Source organism: Polynucleobacter paneuropaeus (assembly GCF_003261235.1).
In the GTDB taxonomy this organism is placed as follows: domain Bacteria; phylum Pseudomonadota; class Gammaproteobacteria; order Burkholderiales; family Burkholderiaceae; genus Polynucleobacter; species Polynucleobacter paneuropaeus.
On sequence record NZ_CP030085.1, the window covers coordinates 688239 to 700808 of the forward strand.

The 12570-nt window shown below is 43.1% G+C and carries 12 protein-coding genes; 11 read left to right on the plus strand and 1 reads right to left on the minus strand.

Translation table 11 applies throughout. From position 1 onward, the window contains the following. Window positions 1-68 precede the first annotated feature (68 nt). Window positions 69-1646, plus strand: coding sequence for a PAS domain-containing protein (locus tag Pas1_RS03725; RefSeq protein ID WP_112294547.1), 1578 nt, complete (start codon window positions 69-71; stop codon window positions 1644-1646). Between the two features lie 25 nt (window positions 1647-1671). Here Pas1_RS03725 and Pas1_RS03730 read toward each other — a convergent pair whose 3' ends face one another. Next, entirely contained in the window at window positions 1672-2061 is a 390-nt protein-coding gene (locus tag Pas1_RS03730) for a surface-adhesin E family protein (RefSeq protein WP_096672519.1), read from the minus strand. Window positions 2062-2276: 215 nt separating this feature from the next. On the opposite strand from Pas1_RS03730, the gene Pas1_RS03735 reads away from it, so the two are divergent. The 10 genes from Pas1_RS03735 (at window position 2277) to Pas1_RS03780 (ending at window position 12557) form a co-directional block, all read left to right on the plus strand. Next, window positions 2277-3887, plus strand: coding sequence for an EAL and HDOD domain-containing protein (locus Pas1_RS03735; protein WP_112294548.1), 1611 nt, complete (start codon window positions 2277-2279; stop codon window positions 3885-3887). Window positions 3888-4181: 294 nt separating this feature from the next. Beyond that, a complete protein-coding gene (locus tag Pas1_RS03740) occupies window positions 4182-4715 on the plus strand; it encodes a helix-turn-helix domain-containing protein (protein ID WP_158525985.1) in 534 nt (177 codons plus the stop codon). Window positions 4716-4795: 80 nt separating this feature from the next. Continuing rightward, window positions 4796-5188 (plus strand): surface-adhesin E family protein, encoded by a 393-nt coding sequence (locus Pas1_RS03745; protein WP_096672522.1) that lies wholly within the window; start codon window positions 4796-4798, stop codon window positions 5186-5188. Window positions 5189-5274: 86 nt separating this feature from the next. Further along, on the plus strand, window positions 5275-6873 hold the full coding sequence (locus Pas1_RS03750) for a hypothetical protein (RefSeq protein WP_096672523.1): 1599 nt from the start codon (window positions 5275-5277) through the stop codon (window positions 6871-6873). A 32-nt stretch (window positions 6874-6905) separates the two neighbouring features. Beyond that, complete coding sequence (locus Pas1_RS03755; RefSeq protein WP_112294549.1) at window positions 6906-7736, plus strand: OmpA/MotB family protein; 831 nt, start codon at window positions 6906-6908, stop codon at window positions 7734-7736. Next, window positions 7733-8629: an EH signature domain-containing protein gene (locus Pas1_RS03760; protein ID WP_096672525.1), complete on the plus strand. Its 897-nt coding sequence runs from the start codon at window positions 7733-7735 to the stop codon at window positions 8627-8629. Before Pas1_RS03755 ends, Pas1_RS03760 begins: the two co-directional genes overlap by 4 nt. Before the next feature lie 385 nt (window positions 8630-9014). Further along, on the plus strand, window positions 9015-10199 hold the full coding sequence (locus Pas1_RS03765; protein ID WP_112294550.1) for an ABC transporter permease: 1185 nt from the start codon (window positions 9015-9017) through the stop codon (window positions 10197-10199). Further along, entirely contained in the window at window positions 10199-10963 is a 765-nt protein-coding gene (locus Pas1_RS03770) for an ABC transporter ATP-binding protein (RefSeq protein ID WP_112294551.1), read from the plus strand. Before Pas1_RS03765 ends, Pas1_RS03770 begins: the two co-directional genes overlap by 1 nt. Beyond that, window positions 10960-11904 carry an MlaD family protein gene (locus Pas1_RS03775; protein WP_112294552.1) on the plus strand — a complete coding sequence of 315 codons (945 nt, stop codon included), beginning with the start codon at window positions 10960-10962 and terminating at the stop codon, window positions 11902-11904. Before Pas1_RS03770 ends, Pas1_RS03775 begins: the two co-directional genes overlap by 4 nt. Continuing rightward, the gene (locus tag Pas1_RS03780; protein ID WP_112294553.1) at window positions 11901-12557 is read left to right on the plus strand and encodes a PqiC family protein; all 657 of its coding nucleotides are present in this window, start codon (window positions 11901-11903) and stop codon (window positions 12555-12557) included. The genes Pas1_RS03775 and Pas1_RS03780 overlap by 4 nt, the downstream gene beginning before the upstream one ends. Window positions 12558-12570: the final 13 nt, after the last annotated feature.

A 12570-nucleotide genomic window follows, 5' to 3' on the forward strand; every position in this document is an offset into this window, starting at 1 on the left:
CTAGTTATGATTTTTTGCCCAAGAATCAAACGTTGCTAATTACTCAGTTAATTCTATAATTTGAGCCTATGACGAATACCAATCACTCCCTAGGCATTCAGGGGCAGCTTGCTCAGTCGGGGAATGATGAATCTTTCTCCGTGATTGGACAGGATGAATTCTTCAAGCTAGCTGGAGTAGTCATTGCCAATACCAACGATATTGTTGTCATAACCGACGTTCCAAATGACCATCTAGAGCCACGCATTGTTTATGTAAACGAGGCCTTCATTCGAGAGACCGGTTATTCACTTAGCGACGTGTTGGGGAAAAATCCTCGAATGCTTCAGGGCCCAAGATCCGACCCAGAAACCAAGAGTAGGATTTTCAAAGCTCTGGGCGAGTGGAAGCATGTACGCGAAGAAATATTAAATTATAAAAAAAATGGTGAAGAGTTTTGGCAGGAGCTGAACATTATTCCCATTGCCAATGAAGCGGGTACTTTTACATATTGGGTTTCAATTCAACGGGATATTACAGAGCGTAAATTAGCTGAAAAAGTGATATTTGAAACGAATAATCGCCTGCAGTTGGCGGCTCGAGCAGGCTCTGTTGGTATTTGGGATTTTGACTTCTTCAATAATCGTTTGGTTTGGGATGACCAAATGTGTAAATTGTATGGCATCACGCGAGACCAATTTAATGGTTCATATGATGGCTGGGCTAGTGCTCTTCATCCTCAAGATCGAGACGCAGCTGAATCAGCTATAACCAAAGCGCTTGAAGGTGCTAGTGAATTTAATACTCAATTCAGAATCCTGTGGCCAGATGGAAGTGTTCGTGTCATTAGAGGTCTAGCGACTGTTGAGAGAGATGAGGACAATAAACCGCTCCGAATGGTCGGTACTAATTGGGATATTACTGAGCTCATCGGCGCTAAGGTAGATGCTGAAGCTGCGCTCAATGTGAAAACACAGTTTTTAATGAACATGTCTCATGAGATTCGTACGCCGATGACAGGCATTATTGGCCTGTCTACCTTGGCCTTGTATGAGCCCTTAAGCCCAGTGGTGCGTGAATATCTGCTGGGAATCGAATCTTCAGCCAAATTATTACTTGAGATTGTCAATGATATCCTCGACTTCTCTAAATTAGAGGCGAATAAGGCGCGTATCAATGCTGCACCATTTTCAATTGAAGATCTCTTTGTCAGGGTGCGTAGTCTATTTTTAGAAAATACTAAAGCGAAGGGTTTGCAATTCAATCTTTTTTGCGACTTAGAACCCAACACACAACTAATCGGTGATTTTTTCTATCTCAGCCTGGTGATTAACAATCTCATTGGTAATGCAATTAAGTTTACAGAACAAGGCTCGATAGACCTTTCAATTCAGAAAATTAAGCTAGAAAACTCAATCTTCACGCTACATTTTTCTGTTAAAGATACGGGAATAGGCATCTCTCCAGAATCTCAAAAACAAATATTAGATCCCTTTTCTCAGGCTGATGGCTCTATATCACGGCGTTTTGGAGGTACTGGATTGGGCTTAACTATCAGCAATCGAATTTTGGAGTTGATGGGCAGTACTTTAAATATTGATAGTACAGAAGGGCGGGGATCAACATTCAGTTTTGATTTAGTAATAGTGAAAGAGCGCCGTAAGTAAAAACTGTCGAAATAAGCCTTGCGACTTATTTGGGCCTGCATAAATAAGTGAAGACTTTAAAATTGAGTACATTAGGTGGAATACTGAGCCAATTCTCTGGCTTGTTAGATGAAAAGATGCGATCGCCCTGCCCATTTTTTTCAGTGTAGGCATATTTCTCTAAAAAACGCGCTTTGTTTTCGGTGCAATCATATTCATAGTAGGCCACCCCAGAATATACGTCTCTATCGCCCTCAAAAATTTGCATTGGTTTTTTAAGGTCAAATAAAACCCATGCTTCGATTGAGTATGGGTTTCGTTTAATAGTGCTGGTATCTACCTTTACAACGGCAGTATCATTGCTTCCAAGCTCGAGCCAATTGGCCATTGCTACAGAGCTAATGCAACACAGGATGATTGCAGTGAATTTTTTCATTGAAGTTCTTTCATTTACAGTCAGTGTTTAATACTCGAAATATTCTATTCTGTATTTTATGATTAATGCAGATTTCTGAATTTGGGGTGTTTTAGAGCTTAAAAGATGGTCAGATTTTTGCATTAGAACTCCATGAAAGCGAGCGCGAGGCTGCATTAGATCAAATACAGTAAAATTGCGGACATCCTTGACCTGTTTTTTCCGTTCTCTTTGCCATGGCACTCTTTAAGAAAAAATCCGTAGCTGCACCAATTCAGGCGCCTAGAGGCCCTGAAAAAATTGCGCCAGAAAATCCTTATCTTGGACGTGAGCCCATCATAAATAGAGAGCAGGCGATCATTGGGTATGAGCTTTTCTTTAGACCAGGTACTACGCTTAAAGCTAAAAGACTGAATGATCGTAATGATGTTGTGGCGCAAATTGCTAAGCGCTTAGCCGAGGATCCCAAAGCCGAAGTGAATTACCCAGAGGAGGTGACCGATGCCAATCTCAGGGATGATGATGGTAAGGAGGTGACTCAAGTAACTCTATCTGAAATCCTCTACTCCCTAAAGACAAAAGGGGTTACTCAATCCCTGGGTCAACATTTAGGTTTTATTAATATTCGTGCCGATCAATTGGGTGATGAGTTGCGCGGATTTCCGGCAGTAAAATTTCCCTTGCAAATTGATCTTGCAGAAATTCTAGGCGCGATTGAAGCTGAAGCTGCAATTGCTAAAGAGGCTGAACAAGATCTCGAGACCAATGCTGAAGCTAAAAAAGATTTTGAGGATTCTGGAGAACCTAGGGTTCCTGAAATTATAGAAAAGCTTGAAAGACTGCGAAGCGTAGGTTACAAATTCGTATTAACGGGTTTGACTGAAGTCTTTGATGGCCTGGATGATATTTTGACAAAGTTTCGTTATGTGAAGTTAGATCTTCAAAAGGTCACTAAACCATCCAGCCTGATTGATTACTGTAAAGGCATTCCTTTGCCACGCGATGAAAAATCCAAAGATGGTAGCAAGACATTGCAAATTATTGCGTCCAACGTACATACCCCAGAAGAATACCATCATGCGCGCGATATTGGATGCGATGCGTTTGAAGGTTTTTACTTTGTTAAATCTGATCCTGAACTGTCATTGCATCGCGGTGATGAATATCGTAAGTTATTAGAGTTATTAACTTTGCTACTGTCTTCCCCTGAGTTAAAAGAATTGGTAACTGCAGTGGAGGCTAATCCGGTAGTTTCTAAACACCTCATGGTGATCGCTGAGATTGACTCACGGAGAAAGCGTGAAAAGCCGGAGAATATTCGTGATGCTGCTGTAATTTCAGGCATTAAGCGCATTACGCGATGGACCCAACTCCTGCTCTATGCCGATACCAAGGCAAAAGTAGCCTTAGATGCCACACCTTTATTGCAGCTTGTTTGTGTCCGAGCTTTCTTTATGGAATCTCTGTCAACCAAATTGGGGGCGGGTGGAGGCTTGGGTTCTAGTGATTTAGCCTTCTTGGTTGGCGGGCTATCCTTAATTGATAATCTTTTTGACGAGCCGGCTCGCGAATTACTTTCTCACTTTAACCTTCCCAGCGTTGTCGTAGATGCCATTGTCGACCGCTCCGGTATTTTGGGGCAATTGCTTTCACTGGCTGAGGCTGCAGAAGTAGGTGATTTGGAGAAGTGCCGTCATCTGTGCTCTGATGAGTTGAAGACGGTAAGCCTAGACGATGTTGCTCAAGATTCCCTATTGGCGATTAAAAACTTTGTGGCTCAAACCCAGTTTGCACCAGAAGAGGGCGTTTGGGATGCTGCAGATTCACCGAATGAAGAATTGGCCTAAGGGCCAATCAGGCGATGTGGGTCAAGAGCGCTAACGGGTTCCGCCCAGCTCTTACAGATCTGGGTTAGATTGGTTAAAAAAATTGTCATGGAATTGAAATACTTGCATTGTGACAATTAGTGTATACACTATCCTAAGTTCATGTTTATTATAGGCAATGTTTAGTTGGCTATTGTTTTCAAGGCCTACTTCTCATGGTCTGTAGCATCTAAAAAATGATTCAATATTGATTAGTGTTGCTATTGTGCGCTGGGCAAGCAGTCGATTTTTTTGCTCACCCTTTAAGGAGATTTGGTGTCCGACAAGCAGAAAAATCTATTACCTAAAATAGTGGGTGAGCGCTTTAGGGACGCCAGGGAAAAGCAGGGTTTATCTATTGAGGAATTAGCAAATAAAGCGATTCTTTCCAACAGCCAAATTCGGCAAATCGAAGGCAATGAGCAGGGCGCATTCTATTCCCCAGACATCAAATATTCGAGCGCTAAAAAGGTAGCCAAAATTCTGGGGCTACCCGAAGAGCAAGCTTTTGATGCAAGCGAAACAATGCTCGATGGAGATATTCAAGTCTCAAGAGAGCAAAAAGAATTCAATGAGATCGAAGCCATGCTGGCGCAAAAAATGATCAACGAGATCAAGTTTGAAAAGCCCAGCTTGATTCAAAAGATTATTGGCAAGAAAACCTCTATGCAATTGCCAATCCAAGGCATTGAGGTGACCTATGCCACTGGACCTAAATCAGTCTTCAAGCGTATTGTCTTTTTACTAATTTTGCTTGCGGTCCTCGGCATCGGGTATCGGGTACTCAGCCCATATATTCATTTTTCCTAAGTTGATAAGAATGCCCTCTATCACCGATATCACTAGTATCGTCACTGCAATCCGCAATCGCCTAGCAGAAAGATTGCTAAATGATTAAACCAATTGTTTTACTTTGGGCAATCTTATTTACTAGTCAGGCGTATGCTGATTGGACTAAAGTGACGGCCAATCAAGATATTTCTGTGTACATAGATGCCCAGGCAATTCAAAGAAATAAAGGCTTGGTGAAGGTTAAAGTTTTGGTCAATGAAGCTAAAGAATTAGTCGTTGATAAAGATAGGCATCCTTATCAATCCTTTAGAACTTACATAGAGTACAACTGCAAGAAAGAGCTTCAAAGAGCACTGTCTACTAAATGGTTCTCTGAACCAATGGGCGAGGGCAATGTAGCCTATCAAGATAAGCAACCATACCCCTTTGCCCCTGTAGCAGAAGGCACTTTAGGCTTGGTTGTGATGAAACGTGTCTGTAAGGGCGTCTGATGTATAGAATTAGGCAATATAAACTTCAATTTCCCCGAAAAATCATTCTTTCACCATTTTCTTATTCATTTTATTTCCGCTAAAACATGCAAACTCCAGTCAATCTATATCTACCCATTGGCATTGCAATTGGAATTCTTCTTGTTGCCGCTTTTTTGTATTGGTCTTGGTCAAAAGTTATTTACCAATCGAGCGCTCAAATTAAAGACCTTTGCGGTGAGCTCAATGGTAAAGAGGCAGCAGGCGGGGACATTTTTACGGCGGCTATCGGGTCGACTACCAATGCTCGAATCATTGATTTACTCCAAGAGAGCAAAAGAAATCTCATCGACATTCGAGGGGATTCTGGGTCTAAGCAATACTGTCTTAAACCGTATTCTGATATTTGGACTGCTAGAAATATACTAGCTGGAAAAATTAATCTCTCATTGTATGAAACTATGCCGAATATTTTGATCGGTGTAGGTTTGATGTTTACTTTTATATTTCTGGCATTAGCATTAAATGATGCTGGTCAGTCTATGAGTGGTAACCAAGAGTCTCGTGATGCCGCCCTTAAGGGTTTGATTGCTACAGCGGGCGGCAAGTTTATTACCTCGATTGCTGGTTTGTTAACTTCCCTAGTTTGGAACTGGGCTGCTAAGCTTACACTTGAAAAGTTGGAAACTGCTATAGATGAATTGCAGGCTCAGCTCAGGGCAATTGTTCCCGATAATGGTCCGCAAGCAGTTATCCAAGCGCAACTTGGCATGTTCCATGAAATGCTGTCGCAAAACCATGAGCAAGTAAATCAATTAAAACGATTTGAAACGGACTTTGCGCTATCCATATCCAAGGCGATCGGCAATGCACTCGAGCCTTTATTTAATGACCTTAGCGTAAAACTCATTGATGCTTTCGATAAATTAACCGAGCGTATCAGCCGTATTAATGAAGAAGCTCTTAAAAACATTATGGAGAAATTCTTAGAGGCGATTAAAGGTGACTCCGCAAAAGAGATGGAGCAGTTCAGAAAAACCTTAGTAGAGGTGACTGAAAAACTCAATACTGCTGGAGTGGGGGCTGGAGTCTCTCTTGCCCAAGCAGGAGATTCTTTTGGTAGTGCCATAAGCGCCTTAGAAAAGACGGTTACCAAAACCAATGAAACCATGCTTGGCTTAGAGTCTGGGCTCCAAAGAGCAAAAGACTTCACTAGCGAAGGCGCTACTAAATTAGAGTTTGTCTTGGGTGGATTGATTGGTTCAGTCAACGGCATCGACAAGGTGATTGTTAATGTTGATTCCTTTGTGCAAAAAATTCAATCGAGTACGGAGTCACTAGGCTTAATAGCCCGCAGTTTAGATACGACAGTAGCTTCACAAGAAGTCATCAGTAAAGAGTTTGGTGTTGGCATTTCTGCCATGTCCAGTGCTCTCAAAGACGCTGTTAATGAAATTAAACTAGGCACCGATGCTTCTCGTGCGGCGCTCAGTTCTTTGAGGATTGAGTTTGAATCAACCAAGACCTCTATTGATCAAACCGTCAATCATTTGACTAGTGGTGTGTCGGATTATTCTAATAAGGTGGTGCAGTTACATTTTAAATTAGATGAAAAACTGGCTCAGGCTATTTCTTCTATTCATACAACCATCACAACCTTAGAGCAAACGATGGATGACTTTGTTGAGTCACTTCCCAAGAGTTAATTGGATATCTTCGCCGAGACTAAAACATCACTATGATTTTTTTACCGTCTAGCCACAATAAACAATCTGAAAAGGTTGAGGAAGCGGGCTATCTCGCTTCTGCAAGTGATTTGATGATAGGTCTATTGTTTGTTTTTATCATCATGGTAGTAATGCTTTCTCAAAGGGTCGATTCGATTCAAAGAGGAGAAAGCGTTAACGACCCACTCGCAAGCGCGGTACTGATCATTGGGCAAAAGTTTAAGGAAGCTGGCTTAAATGTGGTGATTGATCCGCAATCCGGGGTTATAGGCCTTCCGGCTGATGCTTTATTTGGATTTAATAGTGCAGTTTTGAATGAAAATTCAACTCAAACATTAAAAAAAGCTAGAGAGTCCTTGATTAAGATTCTGCCTTGTTATGTTCATTCTGAAAGAGCTTCTAGACCATTAGACTGCCCACCAAATGATGAGCAAGCAGAAATCGAAACAATTTTTATTGAAGGGCATACTGACTCTAAGCCCCTTCAACAAGGCAACTACACTAATTGGCACCTGGGTTTAGATCGTGCCCGTGCGGTTTATGAAGTTCTGACCGAAGGCAAGCCCCAGTCCTATCAAAATGAACGTAAGTTAGACGTCTTTGGCATTAGCTCTTATGCTGATAAGCGCGTAATCAAAAGTTTTGGTTTAGAGGATGCAGAAAAAAGCCGGCGAGTTGAGTTGCGCTTCATTTTGGCATTTAAGCCCGACTCCAAAAAAGGTAAAGCAGCTAGAGAGGCTTTAGATGCTGCTGGTGCTCCAACCGCTGCTGCGGCTGTTGTGACGCCTGGAGCGAATGTAATACAAAGTCCTAACAGCAAACCTATTACATCGCCAAAATGAACCTAGCAACGCTACCAGAAGATTTTCCTCTGCTAGCAAGTGCTGCGCAAAAAATCTCCTCAGAATCGATATCAATTGAAAAAATAGGTTTGCCGCCGGATATTTTTGCGGTTGGTGAGCGTACTTTTATTCGTTTCTCATTGGCACAGCTATCAGGGCATCAAGTTGACCAACGCTATTGGCGTTATTTTCCCTATGCTATTTGGCTTGAGCCAGAACGTAGTTTATCTGCGCGCACGGATTACTTAAGTGAGTACTTTGAGATCCATCTTCCGCGCTCTCTCAAGATTGCCAAAAGGGCAATGAAGTGGGCTGAGCCCTTATTCTATGTTTACCTCTATCACTTTAAGCCTAATGACCCTGTATTTAAAAAGCTGGCTCAGACAGCACAACTTTTTTTTACCAGTAGCGCTATTAAATTAGGCTCTCCACTGAAATCGTTGACCCATGATTTAAATTTATTGAATGCATCTGAGGGGCCGCGTTTCATTGCAGAGTCCATCCTCAAAACAAAAAGAGGGTTAATGGGGTGGATCAATCAATTTGATCTATGGCCTGGATTTACAGGTACTGCTTTTGCTCACGCCGCTTTTATTGAACTGCTTAAATTTCCAACAGAAAAAAGACGGCAAACAGACTATATCCATCTGGTCTTTGATTGGGGTATAGACAGCCAAAATCAATTTCGCTATCCCCAGGTTCAGGCGCTATTTAATGATGCTTTGCTGTTAGCCTGGAAAGGGGTAAAGCCGCCAGAGGATTTGAAGGCAGCAATGAGTGCAAAACTGATCAGTGTGATTGGCGACCCCAGGGTAGATCCAGAGCGGTGGCAAGGTACCAGTAGTGATGCAGTTCAGGTGCTTGTGGGCTGGCTTAATACCAAAGCAGCTTAATCAGTACTCATGAAGCTATTTGAAATTAATCAAAAATTACTTACGACGATGATTTAAACCCATTTCTGACCTGATTTCTTCTGATGCTAGAAGTATGCTGATTTAGTGGCTATATTTAATAGTTGCAATGTTCCTTATAGGAACGTTTGTGATTTTATTTTTTAGCCCCAAATAGTTTAGGAGCTCCAAAGCATCAATCCTGTTATGCAAATTATTTCCTATAAGCTATTGATTTATATAGGTAAAGTATCAATCAGACGTATTGGCTACGAACCAAGGGGTCGTGGGTTCAATTCCTGCCAGCCGCACCAAAATATCAAGGGCCTAGTGTAAAAACTGGGCCCTTTTCTTTATGGCTTTCATATAGATCCCTTATAGTAAGGCCATGATCGTTTCCCAGGCGATATCACCTAAAGCGACAGCAAACCCAGACTCCCCGGTAGCGGAGTGGATTTTGCTCGATTCCTTGAATGCCAAAGTAGCATTAAAGGGCAGGGTGAATGTCTATACCTTAGCCCATACATGGACTCAGGTTCGCGAACAACAAGATGCTTGGCTATTGCAGTCAAAAGGTAAAAATCCCATCCTCACATTTGATGCGAGTGAAGTCACTTCCTTGGATGGATCAGGTTTTGCTTTTCTGATTGATGTTGAGGAAGCGCAAAAAACGGCAGGAGGGCAGTTTGCAGTTACAGGATTAGATCCCCGTTATGAACCGCTCCTAAAAGAATTTGATCCTATCGCCAATTTATTTCCAGCTCCAATCGTAAAACCCAAAAGAAGTTTTGTGGTCAGTACTGGGATGGCAACCCAAAACTTTTTAGACGATACAGCGGGCCTGATCTCTTTCACTGGCCATCTTTCGGCAGACTTATTCTGGTCGCTCCGCAATCCAGCTCATGTTCGCTGGGGCGATTTCGTCAACGCTGCTGTCCAAGCCGGTATTGCGGCTTTACCAATTGTGGGTTTAGTGGCTTTCTTGATCGGCGTGATTTTATCCTTTCAATCTGCGATCGGCATGCAGCAGTTTGGCGCGATCTCATTTGTTGGCCCTTTGGTCTCCCTAGGAATTTTTCGTGAACTGGGCCCATTGATCACAGCGATCTTATTAGCGGGTCGATCGTCAGCCGCCTTTGCTGCAGAGATTGGCACTATGACTGTCAACAACGAAGTAGATGCTTTGGTAACCGGTGGCTTGAGCCCCATTCGTTTCTTAATTGTGCCGCGTGTACTGGCTGGCATTTTAGTAACCCCAATTTTGACTCTTTTTGCAGATATTGTGAGCGTATTTTCTTCTGCACTGACCCTCATCATTTATGGCGTTCCAATGGTGAACTTCTATAACGGTATGGTGCAGGTGGTTGCAATAGAAGATGTCATGTCTGGATTAGTCAAGGCCACGCTTTTTGGTGTCGTCGTTTCTGCTGTGGGTTGCTTGCGTGGTATGCAAACTGGCACTGGCGCTGCAGCTGTGGGTATCTCCGCCACCCGTGCAGTGGTGAGCAGTATTGTACTCATCGTCTTGGTCGACGGTATCTTTGCCTTTATTTCCTATAAGACGGGCTTCTGATGATCACGACACCAGCTATCGAGGTAAAAAATCTGACTGTAGGTTATGGCTCAAATGTCCTTTTGCAGAATCTCAATTTCACCGTCAATAGCGGAGAAATCTTTGTGATTCTAGGCGGCTCTGGTTGTGGCAAGTCCAGCCTTCTCACTAACTTAAATGGTTTGCACCAACCCCTCGCTGGCGATGTGCTGATCGAGGGTCAAAATATTACCACTGCGGTTGGGGCAGAGCGCCAAAAAATCATGACTAGCTTTGGCATGATGTATCAGCAGGGTGCTTTATTTGGCTCTATGAATCTGCTTGATAACGTGACCCTCTTTATGGAGGAATATACCCAACTCACTCAAGCCCAAATGCAGTTGTTGGCCCGTTGTAAATTAGACCTAGTGGGTCTATTGCCTTACGAAAGTTATATGCCCAACGAAATTAGTGGTGGTATGCAAAAGCGTGCTGCAATTGCGCGGGCGATGGCATTGGATCCCAAAATTCTCTTTTTGGATGAGCCTTCTGCTGGTCTTGATCCAATTACTTCAGCTGATCTGGACAGCACGATCTTGGACCTCTCCAAAAATCTTGGCTTTACCTTTGTGGTGGTGTCTCACGAGCTAGCCAGTATTTACGCGATTGCCGATAAGGTCATCATGTTGGATAAGCAAACCAAAAGCATTATTGCTGAAGGTGACCCTAAAGTTTTACGAGATACCAGTCCAGACCCTAGAGTGCATCAATTCTTTAACCGCATCATGAGCAAGGAAGTCGCATGATTAAAAATGCTAATCCCAATTATTTCCGTTTAGGCGTATTTGTCCTGTCTGCCATCGGAGTGTTAATCGCGATCATTTTGATTTTTGGAGGAGGGCGCTTTTTCAAACCCTCGTTCACTGTTGAAACTTATGTCAAACAATCTGTTACTGGTCTTGATGTAGGAGCGCCTGTCCGCTTTCGGGGGGTTAGACTTGGGCAGGTCACTTTGATTGGTTTATCTGGCGATATCTATGAAAAGAGAACCAAGATGACTGACCGCAACGAATACGTTGTGATCCGAATGAAGATCTTTGGTGAAAAAATTGATGGCAAGGCCCTAGATACGTTTATTAAAGAAAACCTGCGAGCCCGCATCAAGTCTTCTGGCATTACCGGTGTGAGCTATGTTGAGTTTGACTTCGACTCTCCTACTGATACGGCTGCCTATCCACCTCTAAAATATGACTGGGATCCAGATTATCCCGTTGTGCCATCTTTGCCTAATCAGGCAGACCAAATTATTTCAGGCTTGCAAAAGATTGTGGCCTCGCTCAGTGAGGCTGACTTGCAGGGAACCCAGAAAAAGTTTGATGCGTTACTTACAAACCTCAATATCTTGATGGCAGGCGATGGTAAGAGCAATCAAGGGGTAGTGCAATCCGTGCAAGAGTTAAATGTTCTTTTAGCCAGAATCGCTAAGGTTACCGATAAAGGCGAGCTAGAAATTCTGACGCGTGAACTGATTGGGGCAATGGTCTCATTGCGCCAGACTCTCACGAGCGTGCAGGGTAATACTGAAGTCACGGTTGAAAATATTAAACAGGCCAGTGAACAGCTTAATGAGCTGACCCGTATTGCTAGTCGCTCACCTTCTAGTTTGATCTGGGGTGAGCCACCTCCCAAAATTATTCTGCCTATGAATAGCACGCAAGGCAATAGCGCAGCAGGAGAGCAAAAATGAGATTGATTCCATTGAAGAACAGTAGTTTGATAAAACTCATCCTGTGTGGCATATCGGTTTGCACCTTATTGGCTTGTGGTTTACCGAGTCGTCCACCAATTGAAAGCTCGAGTTGGCTGGTTTCACCAACGAGAACTGGACCAGCACGTCAGCCTCGAACAGATATTTGGTTGCGCATGGGATCGGTATCCGTAACAACACCATTTGATGGTAAGTCCTTGGTCTATCGATTGGGTGACAACCGTTATGAAAAAGATTTTTATAACGTTTATGCGGCCTTACCTAATGAGATGGTCTCTAATGCAACCCGTCAGTGGATGAATCAAGCCAATATTTTCTCGATGACGGTAGGGCAAAGTACAAGCTTTTTCCCTTTCTATACTTTACAAGCGAGTGTTGAAGAGTTTTATGGCGACTATCGTGTGCGTCCTGAAGCGGTTGTGACGGTTGAGTTCTTCTTAACAGTCACTACTGCTGGAATTGAAAAGCCTTTGATTGCTAGCAACCGCTATACCAAGCGCGTCGCATTGGTTAATAACACGCCAGCTGCCTTAGTGCAGGGTGAGCAAGAAGCTTTAGCAGAAATCTTAAAGCTCTATGAAGTTCAGCTTAACCAATATGCTGCTAAGCTGCCTAAGCCGATTGGGCAATAAGCCAAAGCGACAC

Bases quoted from the DNA above. Each gene is read 5' to 3' on its own strand.
- Pas1_RS03780 (WP_112294553.1), top strand. From the start codon at position 11,901: ATGAGATTGATTCCATTGAAGAACAGTAGTTTGATAAAACTCATCCTG.
- Pas1_RS03730 (WP_096672519.1), bottom strand. From the start codon at position 2,061: ATGAAAAAATTCACTGCAATCATCCTGTGTTGCATTAGCTCTGTAGCA.
- Pas1_RS03750 (WP_096672523.1), top strand. From the start codon at position 5,275: ATGCAAACTCCAGTCAATCTATATCTACCCATTGGCATTGCAATTGGA.
- Pas1_RS03775 (WP_112294552.1), top strand. From the start codon at position 10,960: ATGATTAAAAATGCTAATCCCAATTATTTCCGTTTAGGCGTATTTGTC.
- Pas1_RS03770 (WP_112294551.1), top strand. From the start codon at position 10,199: ATGATCACGACACCAGCTATCGAGGTAAAAAATCTGACTGTAGGTTAT.
- Pas1_RS03755 (WP_112294549.1), top strand. From the start codon at position 6,906: ATGATTTTTTTACCGTCTAGCCACAATAAACAATCTGAAAAGGTTGAG.
- Pas1_RS03760 (WP_096672525.1), top strand. From the start codon at position 7,733: ATGAACCTAGCAACGCTACCAGAAGATTTTCCTCTGCTAGCAAGTGCT.
- Pas1_RS03725 (WP_112294547.1), top strand. From the start codon at position 69: ATGACGAATACCAATCACTCCCTAGGCATTCAGGGGCAGCTTGCTCAG.
- Pas1_RS03745 (WP_096672522.1), top strand. From the start codon at position 4,796: ATGATTAAACCAATTGTTTTACTTTGGGCAATCTTATTTACTAGTCAG.
- Pas1_RS03735 (WP_112294548.1), top strand. From the start codon at position 2,277: ATGGCACTCTTTAAGAAAAAATCCGTAGCTGCACCAATTCAGGCGCCT.
- Pas1_RS03765 (WP_112294550.1), top strand. From the start codon at position 9,015: ATGATCGTTTCCCAGGCGATATCACCTAAAGCGACAGCAAACCCAGAC.